Annotated in this window: 16 protein-coding genes; 9 read left to right on the top strand and 7 right to left on the bottom strand. The window is 72.9% G+C overall.

Annotated elements, in window-relative coordinates; genetic code table 11:
- Positions 1 to 33: 33 nt before the first annotated feature.
- A complete protein-coding gene (locus ACIBEA_RS14905) occupies positions 34 to 561 on the top strand; it encodes an SMI1/KNR4 family protein (RefSeq protein ID WP_399260755.1) in 528 nt (175 codons plus the stop codon).
- Between the two features lie 44 nt (positions 562 to 605).
- On the opposite strand, the gene ACIBEA_RS14910 is transcribed toward ACIBEA_RS14905, so the two are convergent.
- Positions 606 to 2,900 carry a helix-turn-helix domain-containing protein gene (locus tag ACIBEA_RS14910; RefSeq protein WP_399260757.1) on the bottom strand — a complete coding sequence of 765 codons (2,295 nt, stop codon included), beginning with the start codon at positions 2,898 to 2,900 and terminating at the stop codon, positions 606 to 608.
- 378 nt (positions 2,901 to 3,278) lie between these two features.
- Between ACIBEA_RS14910 and ACIBEA_RS14915 the strand changes: the two genes are divergently transcribed.
- The 6 genes from ACIBEA_RS14915 (at position 3,279) to ACIBEA_RS14940 (ending at position 12,187) form a co-directional block, all read left to right on the top strand.
- Positions 3,279 to 4,025 (top strand): MerR family transcriptional regulator, encoded by a 747-nt coding sequence (locus ACIBEA_RS14915; RefSeq protein ID WP_399260759.1) that lies wholly within the window; start codon positions 3,279 to 3,281, stop codon positions 4,023 to 4,025.
- Between the two features lie 206 nt (positions 4,026 to 4,231).
- A complete protein-coding gene (locus ACIBEA_RS14920; protein ID WP_399260761.1) occupies positions 4,232 to 5,737 on the top strand; it encodes a SagB family peptide dehydrogenase in 1,506 nt (501 codons plus the stop codon).
- Positions 5,734 to 6,543 (top strand): HlyD family efflux transporter periplasmic adaptor subunit, encoded by an 810-nt coding sequence (locus tag ACIBEA_RS14925; RefSeq protein WP_399260762.1) that lies wholly within the window; start codon positions 5,734 to 5,736, stop codon positions 6,541 to 6,543. The genes ACIBEA_RS14920 and ACIBEA_RS14925 overlap by 4 nt, the downstream gene beginning before the upstream one ends.
- 17 nt (positions 6,544 to 6,560) lie before the next feature.
- Complete coding sequence (locus ACIBEA_RS14930; protein WP_399260765.1) at positions 6,561 to 8,747, top strand: NHLP family bacteriocin export ABC transporter peptidase/permease/ATPase subunit; 2,187 nt, start codon at positions 6,561 to 6,563, stop codon at positions 8,745 to 8,747.
- Positions 8,744 to 11,812, top strand: coding sequence for an ATP-binding cassette domain-containing protein (locus ACIBEA_RS14935; RefSeq protein WP_399260767.1), 3,069 nt, complete (start codon positions 8,744 to 8,746; stop codon positions 11,810 to 11,812). The genes ACIBEA_RS14930 and ACIBEA_RS14935 overlap by 4 nt, the downstream gene beginning before the upstream one ends.
- A 21-nt stretch (positions 11,813 to 11,833) precedes the next feature.
- Positions 11,834 to 12,187 (top strand): hypothetical protein, encoded by a 354-nt coding sequence (locus tag ACIBEA_RS14940; RefSeq protein ID WP_399260769.1) that lies wholly within the window; start codon positions 11,834 to 11,836, stop codon positions 12,185 to 12,187.
- A 382-nt stretch (positions 12,188 to 12,569) separates the two neighbouring features.
- Here ACIBEA_RS14940 and ACIBEA_RS14945 read toward each other — a convergent pair whose 3' ends face one another.
- The gene (locus ACIBEA_RS14945) at positions 12,570 to 13,340 is read right to left on the bottom strand and encodes a JmjC domain-containing protein (RefSeq protein ID WP_399260771.1); all 771 of its coding nucleotides are present in this window, start codon (positions 13,338 to 13,340) and stop codon (positions 12,570 to 12,572) included.
- A 5-nt stretch (positions 13,341 to 13,345) separates the two neighbouring features.
- Positions 13,346 to 13,876 carry a nucleoside 2-deoxyribosyltransferase domain-containing protein gene (locus ACIBEA_RS14950; protein WP_399260773.1) on the bottom strand — a complete coding sequence of 177 codons (531 nt, stop codon included), beginning with the start codon at positions 13,874 to 13,876 and terminating at the stop codon, positions 13,346 to 13,348.
- A 620-nt stretch (positions 13,877 to 14,496) separates the two neighbouring features.
- Here ACIBEA_RS14950 and ACIBEA_RS14955 point away from each other — a divergent pair.
- Together ACIBEA_RS14955 and ACIBEA_RS14960 are read left to right on the top strand one after the other, a co-directional pair.
- Positions 14,497 to 15,546, top strand: a complete 1,050-nt coding sequence (locus ACIBEA_RS14955; RefSeq protein ID WP_399260775.1) for an LLM class flavin-dependent oxidoreductase — start codon at positions 14,497 to 14,499, stop codon at positions 15,544 to 15,546.
- Positions 15,547 to 15,561: 15 nt separating this feature from the next.
- Positions 15,562 to 16,908, top strand: coding sequence for an NtaA/DmoA family FMN-dependent monooxygenase (locus ACIBEA_RS14960; protein ID WP_399260777.1), 1,347 nt, complete (start codon positions 15,562 to 15,564; stop codon positions 16,906 to 16,908).
- On the opposite strand, the gene rfaE2 is transcribed toward ACIBEA_RS14960, so the two are convergent.
- The 4 genes from rfaE2 to ACIBEA_RS14980 form a co-directional block, all read right to left on the bottom strand.
- Positions 16,854 to 18,866: a D-glycero-beta-D-manno-heptose 1-phosphate adenylyltransferase gene (rfaE2, locus tag ACIBEA_RS14965; RefSeq protein ID WP_399260779.1), complete on the bottom strand. Its 2,013-nt coding sequence runs from the start codon at positions 18,864 to 18,866 to the stop codon at positions 16,854 to 16,856. The genes ACIBEA_RS14960 and rfaE2 overlap by 55 nt on opposite strands.
- An 82-nt stretch (positions 18,867 to 18,948) precedes the next feature.
- Positions 18,949 to 20,247, bottom strand: coding sequence for a phenylacetate--CoA ligase family protein (locus ACIBEA_RS14970; protein WP_399260781.1), 1,299 nt, complete (start codon positions 20,245 to 20,247; stop codon positions 18,949 to 18,951).
- A 259-nt stretch (positions 20,248 to 20,506) separates the two neighbouring features.
- Positions 20,507 to 21,148, bottom strand: coding sequence for a hypothetical protein (locus ACIBEA_RS14975; protein ID WP_399260783.1), 642 nt, complete (start codon positions 21,146 to 21,148; stop codon positions 20,507 to 20,509).
- A complete protein-coding gene (locus ACIBEA_RS14980; protein ID WP_399260785.1) occupies positions 21,148 to 22,494 on the bottom strand; it encodes a hypothetical protein in 1,347 nt (448 codons plus the stop codon). The genes ACIBEA_RS14975 and ACIBEA_RS14980 overlap by 1 nt, the downstream gene beginning before the upstream one ends.
- Positions 22,495 to 22,883: the final 389 nt, after the last annotated feature.

Here is a 22,883-nt window from a genome sequence, read left to right on the forward strand (position 1 = left end):
ACCGCTGTCGGAGCCGCTGGCTAGCCTGTTGCGGTGACGTACGACGATGACCTCCCGTTCCCTGCCGCGCTCGCCGCCGCGATGGCCGCTCCGTTCGACTACGCCGACGGCCACGGCGTCGACTTCGAGCCCTTCCCCGCCTTCCTGTCCGTCGCCGAGACGACCGACTGGTTCCAGGCCTGGACCGGGAACCACGAGATCGACGGCAGCGACTTCCACGTCTTCGGACAGGACGGTACGGGCGGGTACGCGGCGTTCTGGTCGGTGCGCCCGGGCCGGCCGCTGGCCGAGCAGCCCGTCGTCTTCCTCGGGTCCGAGGGGGAGACCGGCGTCGTCGCGCGCGACCTGGGCGACTTCCTGTGGCTGCTGGCCGACGGCTGCGGGCCGCTGGAGGCCGTCACCTCGTACGAGCCCGGAGGAACGGCGCCCGCCCCGCCGGAGTTCGCGGCGATCGCCGAGCGGTTCGCGCCGGACCGGCGCCGCTCGGCCACCGCCGTGGTCGCGTCGGCGACCGCCGAGTTCCCGGACTTCGAGGAGACCCTCATGGACTTCTGCCGCTGACCTGCACCGTGACGACGCCGACGCCTGGGCCGCCCGGGCCCGGCTCAGCCGGTGGCGCCGGGGAGCCCGTCCAGGAGGGCGGCGGCTTCGGCGTGGCGGGGGTGGTTGAGCTCCGTCAGGGCGCGGTGGGCCGTGGCCACGGCGGTACGGGCCTCCTCGCCGCGGCCGAGGTGGTGCAGGGCGATGCCCAGGTCGAGTCGGGCCGGTTCGCTCCAGGCCGGCATGTCCGCGGCCTCGAAGGCGGTGAGCGCCCCGCTCAGGACGGCTTCCGCCTCGGACCAGCGGGCGAGTGCGGCCAGGTCGCCCCCGAGGTGGTGGAGGGTGGCGGCGTGGTAGACGGCGAGCAGGTCGGGTGACTGGCCGGGGATTCCCGCGCGGCAGATCGCCTCGCTGCTGCGGTGGATGGCGAGTGCCTGGCCCGCGTGGCCGGTTTCGCGCAGGACGACGCCGAGGGTGTTGAGGGTGGTCAGTTCGGCGAGACGGCCCTGGGGGGTGGCGTTGTCGCGGTGGCAGGCGGCGGAATCGCGCAGCCAGGCGATGGCCTCGCCGGTGCGACCGAGGCGTTTGAGCGCACCCGCCCCGTAGCCCAGGGCCCAGCCCATCTGGAGCGCGTCGCCGCCCTCGCGGGCCGCGGCGAAGGCCGCGTCGGCGGTCTCCAGGGCGGCGTGGTGGTCGTAGGTGCACATGTTGTAAGCCCAGGCCAGGTAGTTGAGGTGGACGGTCTCCTCCGTCCGGCTGCCCAGCGCGCGGGCCGCGGTGACGGCGAGGCGGAAGACCTCGACCCACTGCTCCCAGTGTTGGGTGCGGTCGGAGAACCAGTGCATGGCCTCGGCGGTGTCGATGACCTCGCGGTGCCATCCGGCCGCCTGGGCGTGGTGGAGCGCCCAGAGCCACTGGGTGCGTTCGGCCTCCAACCAGGCCCGGGCCGCTTCGCTGCCGGTGGGAGCGGTCGCGGGGTCCGGATCGCCGTCCCCGGTGCGATGGTGGTCCGCGTCGAAGTGGAGCGCCGCCGCCGTGGCCCGGCTCAGCATCCAGCGGGCGGTGCGCCGACGGGCGACCACGAGGGCGGCGGGGTCGTCGTCGGCGGCGAGCTGCTCGGTGGCGAAGAGTTTCAGCAGGTCGTGGAAGCGGTAGCGCTCGGCTTCCGGGTGGGGTTGCAGGAGGCCGCGGTCGGCGAGGTCCTCGATGCACAGCCGGGCCCGGCGCAGTGTGGTGCCCGCGAGCAGCGCCACGGTCTCCGGGCTGAAATCGGGTCCGGCGGCGAGGGCCGCGCGCCGCAGCACGGTGCGGGCGGCCGGGGGGAGCTGCCGGTAGGACAGTGCGAAGGCGGCCCGCATCTCCAGGCTTCCGGCCTTCAGCGCGTCCAGACGGCTCTCCTCCCGCGCGAGTTGGGTCGCCAACTTGCCCAAACGCTCCTGGGGCCGGACCGCCAGCCGCTGTCCGGCGATCCGGACGGCCAGCGGCAGATGGCCGCACAGGTCGGCGAGCTCGCGGGCGGCCCGGGCCTCTCGGGCCACGCGCGGTGCGCCGATGATGCGGGTGATCAGCTCGACGGATTCCTCGCGGTGCAGCAGGGTCAGGTCGACCCGGTGGGCGCATTCCAGACCGGCCAGGGCGTGCCGGCTGGTGACGACGGTCAGCGAGTCGCCGCGGCCCGGGAGCAGCGGGCGGAGCTGGTCCTCGTCCGCGGCGTTGTCGAACAGCAGGAGCAGCCGGCGGGTGGCGGTGAGGGAGCGGAGCAGGCCCGTGCGGTCCGGGGTCTCGTGGGGGACACCGCGCTCGCTCACGCCGAGGGCTCGCAGCAGCCGGGAGAGCACCTCGCGCGGGTCGGCGGGCCGCTCGTCCATGCCGAGCAGATCGACGGCGAACTGACCGTCGGGGTAGTGCGGGGCGAGGCGGTGCGCGGCGTGGACGGCGAAGGCGGTCTTGCCGAGGCCCGGTTGTCCGGCGACGATCGCGACGGGGGCCCAGTCTCCCGGGGGGCGTTGGGCCAGGGCGTGGAGGTGGGCCAGGGCCTGGGTGCGGGCGGTGAAGTCGCTGAGGTCGCGCGGGAGCGGCAGGATGCCCGACGGCGCGGCCGCCTGTCGCGAGCGGGGGCGGCCGACGGCGGCGACCCGTTCCAGGTGGCCGCGGTCCGCGGTGTCCAGTGCGAGTGCGCGGGCCAGGGCCTGGACCGTACGGCGCTGCGGTCCGCGCGTCCGGCCGCGTTCCAGGTCGGCGAGGGTGCGGACGCTCACTCCCGCGGTGTGGGCGAGTCGCTCCTGGGTGTGGCCGGCGCGCAGGCGCAGGCTGCGGAGCAGTTCCCCGAACCCGTCGGGCGCGGATCCGCCGCCGCTCATGACGGACCGGCCGCTGGTGGACGCCCGTTGACAGGGACTCGGCAGGGCTGCCGCACGTGGAACGCTCCTCGTGGTGCTGCGCTCCCCCGGGCGCGGCGCGAGCTGTACGGCAGAAGTATGCCGGACCCAGTCCTGCGGGCTGAACCGCCTGGTCCGCATCGGCGGGCGCGTGCTCGACTGGGTCCGGCCGCACCTGCCGGGCACGACGTGCCCGGCACGGCACGGCGGGCCTCCGGCCCACCCCCCACACCGCACGCCCCTCTCGCGATGCGGTGCGCCCACCTCACCCGAGATCACCACGGCGGCACCACCTCATGGCCATGACCACCGCCATGGGCATCGCCTCGACCACGGTGCCGGTCCGTGGAAGGACACCCCATGACATCGAGCCCCCTGTCCCTGACGAGCCCGGACCGTCCGGCCGCCCGCTACACCGTGGAGGAACTCTCCCGGATCGTCGGCATGTCGCCGCGGAACGTCCGCGCGCACCAATCGCGCAAGCTGCTGCAACCGCCGGTCCGCAGCGGGCGGGTCGGTTACTACGACGACACGCACGTGCGGCGGCTGGAGCACATCGTTTCGCTCCAGCGCCAGGGCTTCAACCTGGTGTCCATCGGCGCCATCCTCGGCGCGGAGGGCCGCGACGACGACCGGGACGAGCTCACGGCCGCCCTCCAGCGCGCGATCCGGGAGAGGCCCGGCGTCTTCCACTCCTTGAACCGGCACGGCGTGGTCGGCTGGGACGAGGAGGGCGCCGTGCGCATCGCCCGGCCGGGCGTCCTGCGCGCCGCCCTCGACCTCGTCCGGGCCGGGATCCCCGCGGCGGTCACCCTGCACTGCCTGGCGCGGTTGCTGGACCGGATCGACGGCGCCGCCGCCGATCTCGTCAAGGTCGTCGGCTCCGACATCCTCTCGCTCGACCTTCCCGGCCACCCGCGGAACGCGGCCGCCGGGCTGGACGACCACAGCACCGGCACCTTCACCCAGGGGTTGGTGGAGCTGCTGGCGAGCGCCTTCCGCGCGGCTGCCGAGAACCACGGCCGCGAACTGGCCGCGGACCTCCTGACGAGCGGTTACGGAGCTGCGCCCTGGGTCGAGGAATCCGTCGTCGTCGAGAACGGATGAGCGGGCCGATGACACGGTTCCGTGCCGCGGTCGCGGCGGTGTCGGGCACGGGATCGATCCGTTCGCCGCGGACCGGCCGCATCCGCCCTACGGTCGGAATCGGCTGGTCCCGGCACAAGCGCCGCAGGACGTACGGCCGCTCCCCGACCCCCCTCGACCCGCCCTCCCCTCGCACGACCGTCCCCGTATCAGGATCGTGAAATCCCATGAAACGCACGTCCCCGTTTCCGGGCGCCACCAAGGTCGAGAGCTATCGGCTGCGCGTCGACGCACGATTGACCCACGAACCGGGCGGGTCACTGGTGTTGGAGCAGTCCCGGTACCGGCTGCGCCTGCCGGACCCGGAGGCGGGCCGGCGCGCGCTGCTCCTGCGCATGGCCGAGGACTGGATGAGCGACCTCCAGATAGCCCAGCTCGTCTCCGGCCTGGAGGGTGAAACCCGCATCCTGGCGGCCCAACTCCTGGTGCGGCGCCTGTTGTCGCACTGCTGGCTGGAACGTCGCGTCTCCGCCGGGGCACGGGCCCTGCTGGACGTGGTGCCCCGCGGGATCGGCGCGCAGAGCGGACCCGTCCGGCGGCGGCACGGCGCCGGGGTGCTCTACCGGCTGTCCCGCTTCGCGGTGCTGCGCACCGATCGGGGGCGGATGCTGGCCCATTCCCCGCTGAGCACCGTCGCGATCGCCTGCACGCACGCCCAGTTGGGCGCCGTCCTGGTGGGCGCCGCCACGGGTGGGGTCGGCCGGCTCGACGTGGCCAAGGCGCTGGAGGTGGACGAGCCCACCGCCGGGCACGTGCTCGACGAACTGCTCTCCGCCCAGGTGTTGGTGACGTGCGAGGAGGCCGAGGCCGAGGTCGGCACCGCGCCGATGGGCCTGTGGTCCCCGGAGGAACTGTGGCTGCACGACCGGACCCGGCCGCAGCGCCACGCGGCGCCGATCGGCGCCACCCACCGCTTCCGCGGCGTCCTGGAGCCGGAGCCCGAGCCGGGCCCCGAGCCGGAGGCGGAGCCCGAGCCGGGTCGGCCCGGCGGCCCCGCCGCGCGTCGTACGATCGCGCTGCCGGGGCCCGCCCCGCACCCGGCCGGAGCGGGATCGGACTCGTTGGCCGCCGTCATGTCACGCCGCCGCAGCATCCGTCGCCAGGACGACGAGCGGCCCATCAGCGCGTCCCAACTGGCCGAGTTCCTGCACCGGGTCCAGCGGCTCGGCCCCGCCACCACCAGTGGCGCGGCGGGGCAGGAAGGCGGCAGGCGCCCCTACCCGGGGGCGGGTGGGATCGGCGAGCTGGAGATCTATCCGCTGGTCTCGCGCTGCGCCGGCCTGGAGAGCGGGCTCTACCACTACGACTCGGCGCGGCACCGGCTGGCGGCCGTCGCCGCCACGGGCCCCGAGACCGCGCGGATGCTGTCGTTCGCGCGCGCCACGGCCACCATGCCGGCCCCGCCCCAGGTGCTGTTCGTGATCACCGCGCGGATCGGCCGCCTGATGTGGAAGTACGAAGGCATTCCGTACGCCCTGGCGCTCAAGGACGCCGGAATCCTGACCGCGTGGATGTATCTGGTCGCCACCGACATGGGCCTGGCCCCCTGCGCGCTGGGGGCGGGGGACGTCGCCTCGTTCGCCGCGCTGTCGGGACTGGACACGCTGGTCGAACCCGCCATAGCCGAGTTCACTCTCGGCTCCCGCCCATCCGACTGCGAGGAGCAGCCTTGAGATTCCGCAAACAAGCCCTTCGAAAGCTCGAATCGCCCGAGCAACTCGACGAGATCGCCCGACTGGCCTCGATACCGAGCTGGTTGACGACGTTGGCGCTCCTGGTCGTGGTGCTCTCCATCGGCACCTGGTCGGCCTTCGCCACCGTGCCGAAGACCGTGGACGCGCCCGGGGTGCTCACCCACGCGGCGGGGGCCGTCACCCTGGACGCCACCCGGCAGGGGCAGGTGACCTCGGTCCTGGTGGCCCCGAACCAACGGGTCGGCAAGGAGCAGCCCCTCTACACCCTGGTCGGTCAGAACGGCGTGACCGAGACGGTCACCGCGCCGTGGACCGCTCACGTGGTCAGCGTGCGGATCTCCGAGGGAGAGATGCTGCTGCCCGGGAGCAAGGTCGCCGTGCTGGAGCGTTTGGACACGCCCGGCGACCGGTTGGAGGCGATGGTCTACGTCCCGGCGGCGCACGCCCCGCTGCTGCGCGTCGGCATGCCCGTTCGGCTGTCTACGGCGGTGGCGCCGGTGAGCGTCTTCGGCACGCTGTCCGGAACGGTCTCGGCCGTCGGCTCCCTGCCGGAGACCGAGGAGTCCCTGCACGCCTTCCTCGGCGCCGGCCGTGACGTGACGCCCTTCCTCACCACCGGTTCCGTGGTCGCGGTGACCGTGCGCCTCACGCCCGACACCGAGTCCGCCAGCGGTCTGAAGTGGTCTCGCTCCTCCCCGTCCTTCGCGTTGAACTCGCAGAGCGCGGTCACGGCGACCCTGACCGTGGCCCAGGAGCGCCCGCTGAACTGGCTGGTGAAGCGATGAGCCCGACCCTGCCCAGGATGACCTTGCCCAGACGCGCCGCCGACCGGCCGACCTCCAAGCGGGTGCGGACCCCCACCGTGATCCAGATGGAGGCCACCGAGTGCGGGGCTGCCTCACTGGGGATCGTGCTGGCCCACTACGGGCGCCACGTCCCGCTCGAAGAACTCAGGCAGGCCTGCGGGGTGAGCCGCGACGGGTCCACCGCGGCCAGCGTCGCCAAGGCGGCGCGCCGCTACGGGCTGACCGCGCGCGGGCGCCAGAGTCCCGTGGCGGATCTCGGCTCGGTGCAGCTGCCGGCCATCCTCTATTGGAACTTCGAACACTTCCTGGTGCTGGAGGGCCTGGGGCGCAAGGTCAGGCTCAACGACCCGGCCACGGGGCCCCGTACGGTGAGTTGGGAGGAGTTCGACGACGCGTACACGGGCATCCTGATCGCGGTCGAGCCGGGCCCGGAGTTCGAGCGCGGGGGGCACCCGTTCAGCTTGGTCCGCACGCTGCGCGAGCGGTGGCGCAACCTCGGCTCGGTCGTGCCGCAGACCGCCATCCTCGGCCTCCTCGTCGCCCTGGTCGGGATCGCGGTGCCCGCGCTCACCCGGGTCTTCGTCGACCGCGTGCTGCTCGGCTCGCAATCGGCGACCTCCGTCGCCCTGGTCGCGGCGATGGCCGTGGCCACCGTGATCACCCTCGTGGCGGGGTGGCTCCAGCAGCGGCTGCTCGTGCGCGCCGAGACGGCGGTGGCGCTCGGCAGTGCGGCCCGCCTGATGCGGCACATGCTGCGGCTGCCGTTGGGCTTCTTCAACCAGCGCATGGCGGCCGATCTGGCGCGCCGGGTCCGCACCAACGACGTGGTGGCCGACATCTTCACCCGGCGTCTGGCGTCCACCGCGGTGGACATGGCGCTGGCCCTGTCCTACGCCGCGCTGCTGTGCCAGTACGACCTCGTCCTGGGGTTGTGCGCGCTGGTCTTCTCCGGGCTCAACGTGGTCGTGCTGCGCTGGTTGTCGACCATCCGCGCGACCGCCATCGCGGGGCTCCAGGCCGAGCGCGGGCGGCTCTTCGCCGCCGTCTACACCACCATTTCGATGATCGAGACCGTGAAGGCGAGCGGGCAGGAGGAGTTGAGCTACCAGCAGTTCGCCGCGCGCCAGGCGGCGGTGACCACGGGCCAACAGAAGGCGGGCGTGCCCGCCGCGGTCGTGGCGGCGGTGCCCGCGCTGCTCGCCGCGCTGAACACCGCCGTACTGATCGCGCTCGGCAGTCACCTCGTGCTGACGGGCACCCTGACCGTCGGGGTGCTCGTCGCCATGCAGGGACTGGCCGTCGCGATGAACCGGCCCGTCACCAGCCTCACCACGGTCAGCGCGCAGGTCGAGGAGATCGGCGCGGACCTCCAGCGACTCCAGGACGTGGAGCGCTATCCCCTGCCGCCCGCACCCGCCGCCTGTGCCGCACCCGTGCCGTTGGAGGGCCACGTCGTGCTCGACCGGGTCACCTTCGGCTACAACCCGCTGGTCCCGCCCCTCCTCCAGGACTTCTCGCTCGAACTGCCCCCCGGGGCGCGGATCGCGCTCGTCGGCGGCTCGGGCAGCGGCAAGTCCACCGTCGGTCGGTTGCTCGCCGGCCTGCACCAGCCCTGGAGCGGGCGGATCACCATCGACGGGCGCGAGCCGCACGCGCTCGACCCCGGGCTGTGGGCCGCCACCATGGCGATGGTCGATCAGGACAAGATCATGTTCGAGGGCACGGTCCGGGACAACATCACCCTGTGGGACCCGACCGTCCCCGACGAGGACGTCGTACAGGCCCTCAAGGACGCCTGCATCCATCAGGAAGTGGCGGCCCGCCCCGGCGGTCTCGCCAGTCCGGTGCACGAGGGCGGACGCAACTTCTCCGGCGGCCAGCGCCAACGCCTGGAGATCGCCCGCGCCCTGGTCCGCAACCCCCGACTGCTCATCCTGGACGAGGCCACCAGCGCCCTGGACACCGAAACGGAGCGACTGATCGATTCCAACCTGCGCCGCCGCGGCGCCACCTGCCTCATCGTGGCCCACCGCTTGTCCACCATCCGCGACTGCGACCGGATCATCGTGCTCCAGCACGGCCGGGAGGTCGAACGCGGCACGCACGACGCCCTGATGGAACGCGACGGTTCCTACGCGGCGCTCATCCGGCACCAGGCGAAGGCAGCGGAGGAAACCACATGAGCGCCACCATCGTCCCGCCCCAGGACTGGGACCTGCTCGCCGGACTGGCGGCGCCCGCCTCCACCACGACCCGGCGCCTCGACGGGCGGCACACCGTCTACCTCGTCGAAGGCGGGCCGGCCGACATCTTCGCGAGCCGCCTCGTACCGGACGGCGACAGCTCCCGGCAGCACTTCGTGGCGCGCTGCCCCGCCCACAGTGCGATCCCTTCCTCGACCGCGACCGGCGAATGGCAGCTCACCGTGGTGCCGCTGCCCGGCGGGCGGCTGCGCGACGTGGATCACGAGCAGCTCTCCCGGCTGGTCCGCCGGGTCCAGCCCGAGGAGCCGGACGGCGGGCGGCCGCCCGGCCGTGACGAGCGGACGGCCGACGTGATCAGCGACGCGCTCGACCGGGCGCTCCAGGCCGTCTCGGACGCGGTGCGCTCCACCGGTGCCCCGCGGGACGCCGAGGTGCTGCGTTCCCGGCAGATCGTCTCGCTCGCGCGCGGCCGTACGGTCGTGGGCAGCGGGCGGCCGTGCTGGATCCGCTTGGCGGACGGCCGCATGAGCAAGAACGGCCTGGCCGACCACCTCGTGTCGGCCGGACGCGAGGCGCTCTTCCTCGGTCTCCAGGACTGGACCCGTGCGGAGTCGGACTGTCTGGTCGAGCTCCTGAACACCCCGGACCTGCTGCGCTCCGGGGCCCTCTTCGAAGCCGTCGACCAGCAGATGGCCCATCTGGTGCGGTCGCTCGGTGACCGCGCCCTGGCGACCGACAGCGCGTTCCTGCACGCGCTCGACGTCCGCAAGCGCGCCGCCGAACAAATGGTGGCGGCGAGTGCCCGGCGCGCCCTGGGCGTGCTCGGGGCGAACAGCGCCCGTGGCGGCCGGCTCGCCACGGGCGGCGCCCAGGACGCCCGGGCCTGGGCGGTGGAGACCTTGCAGGTGGTCACCGAGGGCGCGGACGTCACCGTGAGCGAACCACCCACCCACACGCCGGGAACCAGCAACCACGGCGACGAGCTCCGGGCGGTCGCGCAGAGCTCGGGGCTCCACCTGCGTCAGGTCCGGCTGTCCACGAAGTGGTGGCGCAACAACGTGGGACCGCTCATCGGTTGGCGCCCGGCCCACTCGACGGGCCCGGCGTCCGCGGCCGGGCGGTCCGACGACGACGCGGCCACCGGGCAGGACCACCTGGTCCCGGTGCCGCTGCTGTTCGCCCGCGGCCGGTACTGGATGGTGAACCCGCACACCCGGGCGCGCACCCCGGTGGACCGCAGGCGCGCGGGCACCTTCGGCCAGAACGCCACCTTGGCCCAGTTGCCCCTGCCCGCCGACACCAGCCTGCGACAGCTGCTGCGCCGAGGGGCCTTCGGCACCGCGGCGGAACTGCGTTCCATGCTGGTCACCGGAGTCGCCGTCGCCTCGCTGAGCCTGGCCACCCCCCTCCTGATCGGCCGGGTGCTCAGCTCCCTGACCTCCGGAGGCGTCCAGGACCTGCCCTGGGCCACCGGGCTGTACCTGGTGAGCGCCGTCGCGGCGGCCCTGTTCACCGCGCTCCTGAACCTGCACGCCCTGCGACTGGAGGACCGGCTGGAGTCGGGCATCCAACTCGCGCTGTGGGACCGGCTGATGCGCCTGCCCTCCGACTTCTTCACGCAGACCACCAGTGGTGTCCTGGCCAGCAAGATGTTGGGCACCGCCTACGCCCGCCAGGCCCTGAACGGCCTGGCGACCCGGACCTTCCTCGCCCTGCTCACCGCGGCGGCCGGGCTGGGCCTGACCCTGACGATCAACCCCGTCGTCGGCCTGTACACCCTCGTGCTGCTGGCGGGCACCAGCGGTCTGGGCGTGCTGTTCGGCGCGGTGGTGATCCGCCGTCAGCGACAGGCCCTGCCCGCCGAACACCACGCCGCGGCCGTGACCAACGAGATCTTCGGCGGCATCATGAAGATCAGGCTGGCCGCTGCCGAGAACGCCATGTTCAGCCGCTGGGCGCAGGCCACCGTCGTGGCACGGGCCCGGTTGCAACGGGTGCACCGGGTGCAGGGAGCCCTGACCGCGGTCGCCGTGACCGTCCCCGTCGCCGGACAGCTGATCCTCTTCGCCCTGCTGGCCGGCCCCTTGCGCGGGCAGGTGTCGGCGAGCGCCTTCTTCACGCTCAACGCGGCCTTCGCGCTCCAACTCCAGTCCATGATCCTGCTGGTGACCAGCGGCGCCGAGTTCGTCGCCGTGCTGCCCCGCCTGCACGGTCTCGCCGAGGTGCTGAGCGCGCGGGCGGAGCGCGAGACCACGCACGTCCAACCGCTGGAACTCCGGGGCGAGATCGAGATCGTCAACGCGACCTTCGGCTACCCGGGTCTGGACACTCCGGTACTCGACAAGGTGACGCTGCACGCCCGCCCCGGCCAGTTCGTCGCGATCGTCGGCCCCAGCGGCTCCGGCAAGTCCACCCTCCTGCGCCTTCTGCTCGGCTTCGAACGCCCGCGCAGCGGCTCCGTGCTCTACGACGGGCAGGACCTCGCCGAGCTCGACGTGCAGGCCGTACGCCGCCAGTGCGGCGTGGTCCTCCAGGACGGGCGGCTCTTCAGCGGCACCATCCGGGAGAACATCTGCGGCGCACAGCCCTACTCCATCGAGCAGGTGTGGGCGGCCGCGGCGATGGCGGGGCTCGAAGAGGACATCCGCCGGATGCCCATGGCCCTCAACAGCCTGCTGTCCTTCGGCGGCGGCGCCCTCTCCGTCGGGCAGCGCCAACGCGTCCTCATCGCGCGGGCATTGATCTCCAAGCCGCGCGTCCTCTTCTTCGACGAGGCGACCAGTGCGCTCGACAACCACACCCAGGAGATCGTCACCGCGAGCACCCAGCAACTCGCCGCGACCCGGATCGTCATCGCGCACCGGCTCTCCACTGTGATCAACGCGGACGTGATCCTGGTCATGGACCAGGGCCGCATCGTCCAGAGCGGCACCTACGACGAGTTGCTCGCGGACACCGGCGGCCTTTTCCACCGGCTCGCCCAGCGCCAGCTGTGGGCGCAGTCCGCACACCCGAGCGGCGCCGCCCCCTCCCCCGCCCCCTGACCGAAAGCGAAGGTCCGCACGATGGAAGAAGCCGAGCGCAGCGCATTCGCCGCGCGCTACCACGCGGTGGTCGCGGCCGCCTGGTCCGATCCCGACAAGGAGCGGATGTTGCTCCGCGATCCCGGGGCCCTGCTCGCCGAACACGGGATCCGCGTGCCGACGGGCACCGTCATCGAGGTGGTCCGCGACCGGCCCGTGACGTCCGACGCCCTGGACTCCCAGATCCGGGCCTGGGAGGCGATCGCCGACGGCGGCGTCCTGCGGCTGCTGGTGCCCCACCCCGAGCGGTTCGAGGCCACCGACCTCACCGAGGAGGAGCTCGACTGCCTCGTCGCCGGCCTGGGCCACCCCGCGCTGTCCGACGTTCCCCGCTGAACGTCGCCGTCCCCCCGCATACCGAAATCCCGCAGGAAGCACACCAGAGGAGAAGGACCGTGAACGAGGAAGACGAGACCTACGCCGCCGATCTCTCGGACGACGACCTCCAGGCACTCGTGGCGGGGCTCAAGGGCCTGACCGTCACGACCGACGAATAGGCACCACACGCCCTCCGGAGCCCGCGGCGGGGGCCGGGGGGGGGGGGGCGGGGGGGCCGCGCCGCCCCCGCCCGCCGCCGCCCGCGGGCAGGACGCAGTGCGTCCTGCCCGCCGGCCGCCGCGGCACGTCGCGGGCGACGGAACGGGCGCACGACAGAACGGCCGTGCCGACATCGGCACGACCGTTCTGCGTACCCGCGTCCGCGCGGGGTTCCCGTTCCTCAGCCGTCGAGCGCGGCCGCCAGCGCCACCAGGGAGGGCGCCACCTGTGCGTCCGACCCCGGGACACCCGGCGCGCCGGCGCCGGACCTGCGCACCGTCAGCGACAGGTGCACGGACAGGCCGCCGCTGATGCCGACGGCCGAGTGCGGTGCTCCGCACGGGATGTAGAGGACCTGTCCGCGCTCCACCGTGGTCTCCAGTACCACCGGCCCCGGCTGCGGCGCGTATCCGACCTCCCACGCGTCGTCCACCGGGGCGCCGTGCACCTGCCACCGCTTGCTGCCGTGCAGTTGCACGACGAAGACGTCCGCGTCGTCGCGGTGCGAACCGAGGCCCTGCTCCCCCGAGGGCGTGACGAACACGAACGCCTCGACGGGCCGGGCGAGTTCGCTGCCCAGCCGAGAGGAGAAGGCCGCGACCCCCGGGTGCCAGTGCTCGACGTTGCGCATCAGCAGGGTGGCTCCCGAGGAGATCCTCCGCAGCACCTTGTCCGGGTCGGCGTAGCCGGGGAACTCGTGTTCACCGACCCGGCGCGGGGTGGTGAAGTCCCCCAGTTCCAGGTTGCGTCCGCCGCGGACCATTTCCAGATAGGGACGGCGCAGCAGACCGCCGGTCAGCGCGGCGTCCAGGTCGCCCAGCGTGAGTGGGCGGGCGTACGGCACGCCGGGACCGAGCACGCGGGCCTCACGCCGCCATGCGGCCGCGAGGAACGGCTCGGGGTCTCCCACCAATGAGCGGAGGGTGTCCATCAGGGGCTCGCTTTCTCTCACGTCACTCACGAAACACTGCGGAGCGGACGGGACCCGGCCCGCAGTGCCACCACCGCGGCGCTCACCGTGGAGCGCAGGTCGCCGTGGACTGCCAGTCCCGGCCGCGCGCAGCGCAGCTGCGCCAGGACGTCCGGGCGGCGCCGGTAGCCGTCCTCGACGCCCACCGAGATCGTCCGACCGGTGGCGGCCGTCGCTCCCAGTTCATAGAGGGCGATGGGCTGTTCCGGCCGTGCCGAGTTCCCGCGCGGGAACCAGAAGAGCACCAGGTCCGCCATGGCCAGGTGCCGGTGCTCCCAGGTCACCATGGCCTCGTTGAAGCCGGACGCGTCGGAGATGACCCGGCGCGGACTGAGGAGGGCCAGGGAACACCGGTCGGCGCCGGCGCCGGACCAGGTCCGGCGGAATATGGATATCGCGTCGTGGCGCCAGTCGGGGCAATTGTGCATACCGCCGGCGAGGAAGACCCTCCTCTCCTCGGCCCGGGGCGCGTATTCCTGCATGGACTCGATGACTCGCACCTGTGCGGCCTTCATCATGCGCTCTCTACTGGTGGTGGGGTGGTGGGAACGCGAGGAATTCAAAAAGGGAAGCCCTGCCCGCACCACGGCGCGCAGGGCCCAAACGGAACTGGTCGTGCACCCGCGACACTCGCCGCCGGTGCACGACCAGGAACGTGGTGGTCAGATGACCTCCAGGCCGCCCGAAAGCGCCTCCAGGTCCTCGTCGTCGACCTCGGGGGAGATCTCCTGGGAGGCGGTCTCCGGCGTGATCTTCTGGGTGTCGCTCATGTCCTTCTCCTTCTGTCGGATTCCATCGGATTACATCGGATTACATCGGGTTGCACAGGGACGAGCATTCCGGCATTCCGAGGAATCAGTTCTCTCGGTGGGATGGGTCGAACCTATGGGCGTTCCGAAGCGGCCCACAAGCCCTTTCAGACGGTTGCTCCGATGCCTGCACGGCCGTGACTCCACCGTTCCATCGATCCGTGCAATTGCCCCGGCCACCTCGGACGAATGCGCTGCCCTTCTCCCGCAAAGCCCGGTCGGCCGGTATTCCCGGCCTAGGCTGCGGGCCCATCGGCAGTCCCCGATCCATCCGGGCGCCGGATCCCCGAGCACCCGTCCCTGAACCGCTCTTCGAGAGGAGCCGGCCGATGTTCCTCGGCATGGCCATCGACGCGACCGGCTGCCATCCGGATTCCCGGTGGCATTCCCCCGGTGATCCGCTGGACCCCGCGCGCCAACGACGGCTCGCGCAGCAGGCCGAACGCGGCGGCCTCGACTTCGTGACGCTGGACGACTCCATGACCGTCCCGGAGGGCCCCTGCGCCGACCTGGGGCGCCAGGACGCGCTCACCGTGCTCGCCGCGATCGCTCCGCTGACCACCACCATCGGCCTGCTGGCCACGGTGACGACCACGCACTGCGAACCCGTCCACGTCTCCAGGGCACTGGCCACGCTCGACCACATCAGCCGGGGCCGGGCGGGTTGGCGCCGGCGCGTGGTCACCGCGGCGGCCGAGGCCGCGCACTTCGGATCCGAGCCGCCGGCCGGATGGGAGGAACTCCACGCGGAGCAAGCCGAGTTCACCGACGTGGTCACCAAGCTGTGGGACAGCTGGGAGGACGGTGCGGAGATCAGGGAGATGGCCACCGGGCGCTTCCTCGACCGGTCCAGGGTGCGCCACATCGACCACGCCGGACCTCGTTTCCGCATCAAGGGCCCGGCGAACGTGCCCCGGCCGCCCCAGGGCCACCCCGTCCTCGCGGTCGACTTCGACCCGCGCGGGCACCGGGCCCCCGCGCCCGAAGCCGACATGGTGTTCGTCGACGTACCGGACGCGCGGGAGGCGCGGGCGCGGGTCGGAGCGCGCACCCGGGTCATCGGCGAGCTGGAGGTGCTGTTCCGCGGTGACCACGGCGTGTCCGACTGGGGCGGGGTCGCCGGGGGCGTCGCGCCGCGCCGCGCCCGGTTCGCCGGTACGCCGGACGAACTCGCCCGACTGCTGGGTGACACCTGGGATTCCGGGGACGTGGACGGGTTCCACCTGCGCCCGGCGTTCCTGCCCACCACCCTGTCCCGCTTCGCCGCGGAGGTCGTCCCGGCCCTGCGCCGGCGGTCCTGGTTCCGACCGCACCGGGGAACCACCCTGCGCGCGCGGCTCGGCCTGCCCGCGAAGGCCCCGAACGTGTTCTCCGCCTGAAAGGTGGCCCCCTCGATGAACAAGCCCGTCAAGCAGGTGCACCTCGCCGCGCTCTTCCCGGTCAACCACATGACCACCTGGCGCGATCCGCGTGCCGGGAGCCAGGTCGATTTCGCTTCCTACGCCCACCTGGCCCGCACCGCGGAGCGGGGCAGGTTCGACGCCTTCCTGCTCGCCGACTTCCCGCGCCTGGTGGAGCACCGCGGGCAGGTCTCCGACGTCGGCGTCGCGGGTCAGTTGGACCAGATCACCGTGCTGTCGGCGTTGGCGTCCGTAACGGACCGGATAGGGCTGGCCGCCACCGTCAACGCGACCTTCAACGAGCCCTTCGACGTGGCCCGCAAGCTGGCCACCTTGGACCACCTCTCCGGTGGCCGGTGCGGCTGGAACGTCGTGACCACGCCGGATGCCTGGACGGGCGAGAACTTCCGCCGCGGCGGCTACCTCCCGCACGCGGACCGCTACCTTCGGGCGGCGGAGTTCGTCGACGTCGCGCGGACCCTGTGGGGCGGTTGGGGGCCGCACGGGGCCACCCGCTCGCACCACGAAGGGCCGCACTTCCGCATCGACGGACGGTTCACCGTACCGACCTGTCCCCAGGTCCATCCCTTCACCATCCAGGCGGGGGACTCCGAGCAAGGGCGGGAGTTCGCGGCCGCGACGGCCGAGATGATCTACAGCCGTCACCTGGGCATGGCCGGTCAGGCCTTCTACGCGGACGTCAAGCGGCGGGTGGCCCGCCACGGCCGCTCACCCGAGCACGTGAAGATCATGCCCGGGGTGTCCTTCGTCCTCGGCGACAGCGCCGAGGACGCCAGGGAGAACGCCGCGCTCGCGCAGCGCCGGGCGGTGAGCCCGCAGCTCGCCGTCTGGTACCTGGAGCGCACCTGGGGACGCGACCTGTCGGCGTACGACCCCGACGGACCGCTGCCGGACATCGACCCCGATCCCGAAGCGGCGCCGCCCGAGTGGCCGGGGCTGGCCGACGCGGCGGTGCGCTCGCGCCGGGCGGAGAAGTGGCGGGCGCTCGCCGCCGAGCAGCACCTCAGCATCCGGGAGCTCGTGATGAAGCTGACCGCGGGCCGGCCCTTCATCGGCACGCCCGCCCGCGTGGCCGAGCAGATGAACGACCACGTCCAGTCTGACGGCGCCGACGGGTTCGTCCTGGTGCCCCGGTACGCCCCCGGCGGGCTGGACGAGTTCGTCGACCGGGTGGTGCCCGAGCTCCAGGACCGCGGCGTGCTGCGCACCGAGTACACGGGCCGCACCCTGCGCGGACACTTCGGGCTGCCCGCGCCCACCGGACATCAGCCCAGCAGTATCTTGTCGACCATCCGGGAGGTCGAGCGGCCGTCGACGTAGGGCAGGATCACGGTCCGGCCGCCCCAGCCCTCGACCAGGGCCGCCTCGGGCAGGTCGTCCACCCGGTAGTCACCTCCCTTGACATAGACATCGGGCCTGATCCGGCGCAGCGCCTGTGCCGGAGTCGACTCCCCGAAGACCACCACCGCGTCCACGGAGGCCAGCGAAGCCAGCACCGCCGCACGGTCCGGGGCCGTCACGACGGGGCGCTGCGCCCCCTTCAGCCGGCGGACGGAGTCGTCGTCGTTGAGGCACACCACCAGGCAGTCGCCCAACGACCGGGCGCTTTCCAGGAGGTTCACATGACCCGCGTGCAGCAGGTCGAAGCAGCCACCGGTCGCCACCACCGTCCCGCCCGCGGCGCGCACCCGGGCGACCACCGCGAGCGGGTCGGCCGCTTCGAGGTCCGCCCCCGCGGCCGCGGCGTCCGCCGTCCAGGCGGCCGCGCCGCCGGCGGCCACGAACTCCCCGGCGGCCCGGACGGCGCCGGTCACCGCCTCCGAGAGCAACGCGCCGCCCGCGAGCAGTGCGGTGGCCGAGGCCGCGAAGCAGTCGCCGGCGCCGCAGGTGTCCGCCCCGGCGGCGGGCCGTCCCGGTACGGCGAGCGGCGAGGACTTCGCCGCGTCCAGCAGGAGCGCGCCGTCCGCCCCTCGGGTGACGGCGACGCCGGCGGTCCGCCAGAGGTCGACGAGCCGGTGACCGCGCTCGATGTCCGCCCCCAGGCCCGTGCCCGGCGTTCCGGGCGCGAACCCGCTCGCCTCGCCGCGGTTCGGCGTGACCAGCCGGGTGCCCGGGACCGGTCGGGCGCCGCGCGGGTGCGGGTCCCAGACCATCGGCGTCGCGGGAGCGGCGGCGGTGAGGGCATCCCGGACGGAGGCGTCCGCGGTGATGCCGCGCCCGTAGTCCGAGACCAGGACGGCGCTCGCGCCGACCACCAGGGCGCGCTCCCCGTCCGTGAGGGTGCGGCGCAGGGCGGGCCCGGTGTCCGGAGCCCGGCTGAGCATCAGCAGCGTCCGGCCGTCGGCCCGGACGCGGCTCTTCACGGGCGTCGGCCCGGCGAGGCCGAGGTCGACGACCCGGACCCCCGCCTCCCGCAGCTGGCCGCCCAGCTCCCGCCCCTCCGGGTCGGCGGACAGGGCCGTCACCAGGGTGACCGGCCGTTCGCCACGCGCGGCGAGCACCGCGGCGAGCGCGGCGCCGCCGGGCCGCGTGCGGTCCTCGACGCGGTCGACGACGACGACCGGTGCCTCCGGGGAGACCCGGTCCACCGTGCCCACCAGGTCCCGGTCCAGGAGTGCGTCGCCGACGACGACCAGCCCGCCCGCCGCCGGGGTGTCCGCCGCGGGGGTCTGCGGCGGGCAGACGCCGAGCGCGACGTCGACGCCGGCACACAGGACGTGCACGGCCACCAGGTGGCATTCCTGCGCGGTCGCGGTGGGACCGTGCGCGCACACGGCCTCGTCGGCGAGTTCGCCGAGCGGGCTCGGTGCGGCGCCGGTGAGGGCCCAGACCGTCATGCCCCGCTCGCGGGCCGCCCCGGCCGCCCGCAGCAGGTTCACGCTGCGGCCGGAGGTCGACAGGAGCAGCAGCACGTCGCCGGGACGGCCGTGGGCGCGCACCTGGCGGGCGAAGACCTCGTCGTACCCGTAGTCGTTGCCGATGGCCGTGACCGCCGAGGTGTCCGCGTGCAGGGCGATCGCCGACAGCGGCTGGCGGTCGTCCCGCAGCCGCCCGACCAGCTCCGAGGTGAGGTGTTGGGCCTCGGCCGCCGAGCCGCCGTTGCCGGCCACCAGCAGACGGGCGCCGCGCTGGAGCCGCGCGGCCAGCTCGCTCCCCCACGCCTGGAGCCGCTCGACCTCCAGCAGGTCGAGCGCCCGGTGGAGGTGTTCGATGTGATCGGCGCCGTTGGCGAGGGGGCGCGGCGACTGCCGCGGGGGGATTTCGGGTGCGCCTGTCACGGGGATCTCCAGATCGTTCGGCCGGCCACCGCTCGGGGCGGGTCCGGGTCGGGCGGGGGGGGAAGGAGGGCCGGCAGCTCCTTCAGGAGTGGATGTACCGGGTGCGTTCCGGGGCCTGGGCGACCTCCAGGCGCTGGACCACGGGGTTGCGCTTGCCGCCCGCGGTGAGCACGAACCCGGCCCCGGGCCGGTGCCGGAGGCGGAATCCCGTACCGGCCCCGAAGTGTTCGCCGAGCCGCGCGTTCACCGATCGCACCGTGACCGCCGCCTCGGCCTGCGCCCCCACCGTGACGAGGTCGAGCAGTCCGGGTTCGTGCTGCACCACCTGGAAGTCCTCCAGCCCGGCCGTACAGAGCGCGGCGAGGAGCGCGTACGGCGAGTACGCCGCCCCGTCGAGACCGACGAGGCTGCTCCCGGTACGGCCGACCAGGCCGTCGGTCACCGTCCCCGGGAGTCCGCAGTCGCAGGTGGTGGGCCGGGGCGCGAGATCGCCCGTGACGTAGCGGATCACCGGCATGGGGGTGGAGAGCAGGTGGGTGAGGACGATCTCGCCCACCTCGTCGTCTCCCGCCGGGGTGATCTCCGGCAGGACGAAGTCGTCCTGGAAGTGCATCCGTCGGCGCCCGCACTCGAAGGCCGCGTATCCGGTCTCCGAGGTGGCGTAGAGCATCGTCACCTTGCGGTCGAAGGTCTCCTCGACCAGGCGGCGGCCGCTGTCGGGCATGTGCTCGTAGGTGGCGACGACGCCCTGCGGCCGGAGTCGGATGCCGCGGTCGGCGCAGTAGCGCGCCAATGCGATCACCCGGCTCGACGAACCGGTGACCAGGTCGACCGGCAACCGGCCCACCACGGCGTCGTAGTCGGCGACGATCCCGGGCGAATCGGGGTCGAAGCCGCCGAGGTTGCACTTGACGTAGGGGCGCGGCAGCATCACCGGTTCGAGCAGCGGCGTACCGCCGAAGAGCAGTCCCACGTTGAGGACCGTTCCGGTGTCGGGGAGAGCGAGGTGGGCGTTGAAGCGCTCCCGGATCACGTCGTTCGACAGACCACCGGTCTCCGCGGTGGAGAGCAGGGCGACCGGCTGGCCGGTGCTGCCGCTGGTCTGGGTGAGGAAGAAGCGGCCGGGCTCCATCAGGCCCGTCGCGTCACGGCTGATGGAGTCGAGGAAGTGGGCGCGCAGATCGGCCTTGCGGGTCAGCGGGAAGTCGCCCAGCTCCACCTCCTCCCGCTCGCGCAGCGCACGGTAGCGGGGCACCCGCTCCTGGGCGGTGGCCAGCAGCCGGCCCAGGCGCTCCGGGCCGCGGTCCGGGTCGTAGACGGCCAGCTCCGCTATCTCCTCGCGCTTCTCCCGGAACCAGGACGATCGGGATTTGCGCGCCATCCGTGCACGCATGTCCCGCATTTCGTGGGCGAGTTCGTCCGGTGAATTCAACGCGGCCCTCCAAAGGGGTTCTTCGTACGGCCCCGGGGCGGGCCGGTCGTGGCATCGCGATTCCCCGGTGCACACCCGTGGGGACTCTTCCGCGAATTCGTCTCTCGGCGAGACGAGCCGAACCTAGGCCGCCGCGGGAAGCGTCGACAAGGCCCTTCCCGCATTTCCCCCGGAGCGTGCCGGACAACGGGAGGAGGGTGTCATCGATTCATGCCACGGACGCCCGGACGAGGCCCGGCCGGGCCGACGAGCCGACCGGGTGGCGGGTGACCGGCTCGTGCAGGGCGACACCGTCGGGGAGGTGGTCGCGCGGATCGCGCTGCCCCGTCCGCAGGAACCTGCGGAAGATCCCGCCCGGTTGGGCCCACAGGACGGCGGTGACGCGCGGGTTCACCATGAGGGTCGGGCACTCCACCCGCTGCCAGGTGTTCCCCCTCCTGACGGCGTCGCCGAAGACGATCCGTACCTCACCCCGCGCGGCCTCGGAGAATCCCACGGAGGCGCGCCTCCAGAAGGCCGCGGCCCTCTCGGAGTAGTCGCAGTAGTACGGGGTGGGCAGGCCGAGTTCTTCGATGAGCATCATCATCGTCCGCCCGCCGTACTTCTCGGCCGTGGCCTTCGCCACCCCCTCGACCGACTTCCCCCGGTAGGTGCCGCTGTAGTACCACAGGGCCGTGGGGTCGCCGCCTTCGACGGCGCACCGCATCTGCTCCCTCGTCACCCATCGGGACACGTCGTCGGTCTGTCCGGGGAGGACGACGCCGCCGCCGTTGGTCGGCCCCTCGTGCGCGAAGGGAACCGACTCCCCGACCGGCTCGGCCCGGACGGTCCGGGTGTCACCGCGGGACATCACAGGTAGGCCGAGCGCTCGGGAGCCTCCGGCAGCTGCAACCGCTGCACCACGGGATTGCGCTTGCCGCTCGCGGTGAACCGCATGGCCTGGTGCGGCCGGTGGCGCAGACGGAAACCCTGCCGGGTGCCGAAGTACACGTCGAGCTGGCCGTTGAGGTCCCGCACGCAGGCCGCCGCGGTCTCCACCGGGCCGACGGTCACGAGGTCGAGCGTGCCGGGTTCGTGCTGGACGACCTGGAAGTCCGGCAGGCCGGCGGCGGCCAAGGCGGCGAGCAGCGCGTAAGGCGAGTAGAGCGATCCGTCGAGACCGACCAAGCTGCTGCGGGCCCGGCCCAGGAGGGCGTCGGTCACGGTGCCGGGCAGGCCGCACCCGCAGTCGACGGGTCGGGACGCGAGGTCGCCCGTCACGTAGCGGATGATCGGCATGGGGGTGGAGAGCAAGGACGTCAGGGCGATGGGGCCCGCCCCCTCGGCGCCGACCGGTTCGATCTCGGGCAGGACGAGGTCGTCCTGGAAGTGCATCCGCCGCTGCCCGCATTCGAAGGCCGCGTATCCGGTCTCCGCCGTCGCGTACAGCATGGTCACCGGACGGCCGAAGGCTTCCTCGATGATGCGGCGGCCGCTGTCGGGCATGTGCTCGTAGGTGGCGACGACGCCCTGCGGGCGCAGGGTGATGCCGCGGCCCAGGCAGTACCGGGCCAGGGCGATGACGCGGCTGGAGGAGCCCGTGACCAGGTCGACCGGGAAGCGGCCGACCACGCTCTCGTAGTCGGCGACGATGTCGGGTGCGTCGGGGTCGTAGCCGCGCAGGTTGCACTTGACGTAGGGGCGGGGCAGCATCACCGGTTCGAGGAGCGGGGTGCCGGGGAAGAGCAGCCCCATGTTGAGGACGGTTCCGCTGTCCGGCAGGCCGAGGAAGGCACTGAACCGTTCGCGGACCACCTTGTTGGAGAGGCCGCCGGTCTCCGCGGTGGAGAGCAGGGTGACGGGCTGACCCGTGCTGCCGCTGGTCCGGGTGAGGAAGAACGCGCCGGGGGCCATCAGGCCCGTCGCGTCGCGGCCGATGAAGTCCACGAAGTGGGTGCGCAGGTCTTCCTTGCGGGTCAGTGGGAAGTCGCCCAGGGTCAGCCGTGCGCGGTCGTGCAGGGCGCGGTAGTACGGGACCTGCCGCGCGGTGGTGGTCAACAGGTGGTCGAGGCGCTCGCGCCCCCGGTCGCCGTCGTAAGGTGCCAGGTCCTCGATCTCCTGGCGCTTCTCCCGGAACCAGGCGGACGACGCCTTGCGGGTGATGCGTTCGCGCAACTCCTGGACGTCGCGCGCCGGATCGCTCGGCAGGTTGGACACTCGGTCCTCCTCGCGGACGAGGGCGGGTGCCGGCGGCCTGCGCCGACACCCGGCCCGGACGGACGTCAGATGCGCTCGAGGCCGCCCGAGACGATCTCAAGGTCCTCGTCGCTTACCTCTACGTCGAATTCGTCGGACGTGTTCGTCGCATCGGTCTTCTGGATGTCGCTCATGATTCCTCCAAGCAGGGTTACAGGTGAATTCCGTGGGAACCGTTCGGGTTGCGCCGCCCCGGTCCGTTGGAATGTCGTCTCTCGGTGGAGACGATTCGAAGCTAAGGCGCCGGACGCAATGCCCACAAGAATTTCCTGATGCTTGCTCGGGAACGTGTACGGGCGGGCCCGGAACGTTTCACCGATCCGTGTCATCGCCGATCGTTCCGTCCACCG

The organism is Streptomyces sp. NPDC051555, from assembly GCF_044454405.1.
Classification (GTDB): Bacteria; Actinomycetota; Actinomycetes; order Streptomycetales; family Streptomycetaceae; genus Streptomyces.